This window comes from Protofrankia sp. CiP1_Cm_nod1 (assembly GCF_920888515.1).
Taxonomy (GTDB): Bacteria; Actinomycetota; Actinomycetes; order Frankiales; family Frankiaceae; genus Protofrankia.
The window spans coordinates 1-2,933 of the sequence record NZ_CAKKTM010000452.1; the positions used below are offsets into that span (position 1 = coordinate 1).

3 protein-coding genes are annotated in these 2,933 nt (G+C 67.5%); 2 read left to right on the top strand and 1 reads right to left on the bottom strand.

Going from position 1 to position 2,933, the window contains the following annotated elements; genetic code table 11:
- The first annotated feature begins 191 nt into the window (after positions 1–191).
- Entirely contained in the window at positions 192–587 is a 396-nt protein-coding gene (locus NBX02_RS23430; RefSeq protein ID WP_445548562.1) for a hypothetical protein, read from the top strand.
- A 76-nt stretch (positions 588–663) separates the two neighbouring features.
- Here the strand turns inward: NBX02_RS23430 and NBX02_RS20900 are convergent, their stop codons facing one another.
- Positions 664–1,155: a protein-tyrosine phosphatase family protein gene (locus tag NBX02_RS20900; protein ID WP_250287566.1), complete on the bottom strand. Its 492-nt coding sequence runs from the start codon at positions 1,153–1,155 to the stop codon at positions 664–666.
- A 548-nt stretch (positions 1,156–1,703) separates the two neighbouring features.
- Between NBX02_RS20900 and NBX02_RS20905 the strand changes: the two genes are divergently transcribed.
- On the top strand, positions 1,704–2,462 hold the full coding sequence (locus tag NBX02_RS20905) for a peptidoglycan-binding domain-containing protein (protein WP_250287564.1): 759 nt from the start codon (positions 1,704–1,706) through the stop codon (positions 2,460–2,462).
- Positions 2,463–2,933 lie beyond the last annotated feature (471 nt).

Genomic DNA, 2,933 nt, shown 5'->3' on the forward strand with positions numbered 1-2,933 from the left:
ACGCAGCTGACTGGAGGCTGTGTTTGAGCGTCAACGTTCAGTGACCGGCCGTGGTGACAGTGTGCGACTGTATTGAGGTTCGAGAAAAGGGACACATCCGCCCGTCTGGGAAGGTCGTGTCTTGCTGAGGGACTTGATCGCCAGGATGCGGGTGCGCCGTATTCGAGAGTACGGGTCGTGGGTCGGCCGGGTTGCTGGGACTGTCCGGCTTCGAGATCGAGCAGGTGGAACAGGAAGCGGACGGCTCGTTCTCGGTGCACGTGTCGACCGCGCCGGGGGTGGCGGAGTGCTGCCCGGACTGCGGGGCGCCGTCGGGCCGGGTGAAGGAGAGCGTCGGGCACACGGTGCGCCATCTGGTTGTGGCCCCGATGCGGGTGACGTGGCGCAAGAACCGGCTGGCCTGCGGAAATTCCACCTGTGAACGGAACGGCTTCGTCGCGGCGACCCCGCTGGCGGTGCCCGGCGGGCGGGTGTCGGTAGCCGCGCTCGGGCTGACGAGCGTGCTGGCAGGAATGCCGGGCCGACGACGATCCCGCCGCGGGCCACCGTCCGACAATGTGGTGGCCATCGCGCGCGGGGCTTCGTAGATCGTTTCGGGAGCTGGCTGAGGAACGGACGGCGCGGACGGCGTAAGGCGTCCGGCCATCCGCGGTGTCGGCGACGCTACCGGTTCCCGCCGGGATCCCGGCTGGTCTGGATCTCGGGGTGGTGGGCGGCGAACCATCGGATCCAGCGTCGCTGGCCGGGGGTTTCGACCGCCCGCGGCCGGTAGTGCCGCCGGGCCCAACCGACGGCATCGGCGGCGGGGTGGCCGGCGAGGACGGCCATGCAGGCAAGGACGGTTCCGGTGCGGCCGGTGCCGCCGCCGCAGGCGACCTCGACCCGTTGCCCGCCGTGGGCGAGCAGGTAGGCGTGGCAGATCATGGCGGCGGCCGTCCCGTCGTCCCGAGGGGCGCGGAAGTCAGGCCAGTCGATCCAGCCCGCGGGCCAGCCGGGATGCCAGCGGGGCCCGTGGGGCCGGGGGAGCCGGTGGCGCGACGCGAGATAGAGGCCGTAGGTGGGCAGCGGCCCGGACGGCAGGGGCTCGCGCCGGCCGCGGCCGCGCACCATGGTTCCGTCGGGTAGCGCGATCGCGCCGGTGAGTTGGCCGCTCATCGACGCATCATGCCTGTTGTTCACAATTCCTCCCGTGGCCGTCCTGCTGTGGCCGGTCGCTGTCTCCTGCCGTCGGTTGTCGTTCGTGTCGTGACGGCGGGTCGGCGGTAGGCGGTCGGCGGGGCGATATGGCCTGTCCAGGGTGCCGGCATGCCCGCGACAGCGTGGCAGTGACGGTGACGTGACGGTGACGTGACGGTGACATGGTGAAGGCGACGCGACAGGAGAGCGGGGCCGGGTGGCATGGCCGCGGTGCCCCGCGGGGCAGGCGAGGAGAAGATATGTGGAACGTATGCGATTCCCATATCCGCCCGGTCGTCCGCCGTGCGGATATGGGAATTGTCCGGACGGCGTTCGTGCACCTGCCTGGCAGGTTGTCAAGATAATGGCGGCCTTCCGTCACCGGCGGGACGGCCCGATCTGACGGGCTACGCTCCGATGCGGCGGACCTCATCGGCATCCGGGTTTCTTCCCGGCGCTTGCTCCCGGGTACGGCGTCCGGGCCGAGGGCTCGTCCGCCGGTGTGTATCCCGGAAGGAGACGTCCGCATGGCCACCTTACAGGATCTTATCGACGTCTGCCGGCACGAGGAAGCCATCTATCGGCCCAGCGGACGCAACAACTTCACCAAGTACGGCCGTGAATTCGGTGCGGACGGCCAGCCCTGGTGCATCATGTTCTGCTACGTGGTGGCCGGCTATGCTGGCGTGACCCTCCCGTACAAGACTGCCGGGGTCGTCGATCTGGCCGTCTGGGCGTCCAGAAACGGGAGGAAACGGACGCCGGACGCGATTCAGCCGGGCATGATGGTGGCCTTCGACTGGACCCTGACGCGGACCGGGTCGATCCCCGTGAAGACGCATGCCGGCTGGTGCATCGAACGGTCCGGCCGGACGATAACGACGGTCGAGGGGAACGTCGGCAACCAGGACGAGGTTGTCAGCAGGACGTACGGCGTGGACGACAAGGTGGTCTGGCTGGGGGTGGACTTCACCGACCTGTTCCCGGCCGGAAACAGGTTCATCCGTTACCCGAAGCTGGCCAGGGGTGCGAAGGACCATGCTCCCACCGGCGCGTTCCCGGATCCCATGAACCCCGTCCAGACCCTGCAGAACGCACTGAACATCGTGAGCGGCCGGGAAGGAGAGCATCCCGACCGGCTGGCTCCGGACGGGGATTTCGGTCCGTTGACAGAACAGGCCGTCCGCGACTTCCAGGATTTCTTCAAGGTGCCCGAGATCGGTGGCACCGTCGGCGCGAACACCTGGGAGGTCCTGGACTACGTTCTCGACCTCAAAGGACGATGACCGCGAGCCGTACGGTCGAGGAGAAGCGTCTCCGGCGGGTGTCGCCGGAGACGATGGACTGAACCTCACACCGCGGCGGCCGGGAGGGCTGATTGGCCGGCTGCCGCGCGATCGAACATCCGTCCTGGAGCGCCGGTCAGGTAACCATACGTATCCCCACGTATCCCGCGAACGGCGGCACGCTTCGATGGACGCCGGTCACCGGAGAAGATCGGCGTGAGTTTGTCGTTGTGTACGCTTTTGCGGCCAAAAAGCGTACATGGCGACAAAGTCGCCTGAATCATGATCTGTGTGGATGGTCGTGGATGGGATCCGCGTTACTTGACCGGTGCTCTAACGTGTGCAGGTCACGTTGGATACGCCTTTGCTGGCGGCGGTGACGGTGTTGGTGCAGGAGACGATGTTGTGGGTCGTGGTGGGTTTGTCGATGTTGATGCCGTAGCCGGGGCCGCGGACGTCGAGCTGGTTTCC